This window comes from Stenotrophomonas maltophilia group sp. RNC7 (assembly GCF_030910085.1).
Lineage (GTDB): Bacteria > Pseudomonadota > Gammaproteobacteria > Xanthomonadales > Xanthomonadaceae > Stenotrophomonas > Stenotrophomonas sepilia.
This window is the reverse complement of sequence record NZ_JAVFVN010000343.1, coordinates 1-320: the sequence shown is the minus strand read 5'-3', so window position 1 is coordinate 320 and position 320 is coordinate 1. Positions and strand designations below refer to the sequence as shown.

Below are 320 nucleotides of genomic sequence, written 5' to 3'. Positions count from 1 at the left end.
AAGCATCAACCATATTCTCTAATAAAAAATGTATTAAAATCCTATCAATTTTTTCTTCTTTCATATATCTATTAAACTCTTTAGGATTCCCTTCAATAACCATCACACCGTCAAAATAATAGACTTCTTTATCCTTTTGATCATTCATAACCCATATAACTGTATTATGTCCGTTCTTAGAATAAGCTTTTACTCTCTGATGAACAAATCCATTTCTATACAAGTTCGTTTTTTTAGGATATTGGTTTGTTAATATAAGAAAATTCATCCTCAACCTCAACCTTCAATAAAAAATTTATAAGTTAAACATCCGAAGTAAG

Annotated in this window: 1 protein-coding gene; it reads right to left on the bottom strand. The window is 27.5% G+C overall.

Annotated features, from left to right (window positions below):
- Nucleotides 1-268 (bottom strand): hypothetical protein (locus tag RCF13_RS05415; RefSeq protein WP_308140943.1); only part of this gene is annotated, 268 nt, incomplete at its 3' end.
- Nucleotides 269-320: the final 52 nt, after the last annotated feature.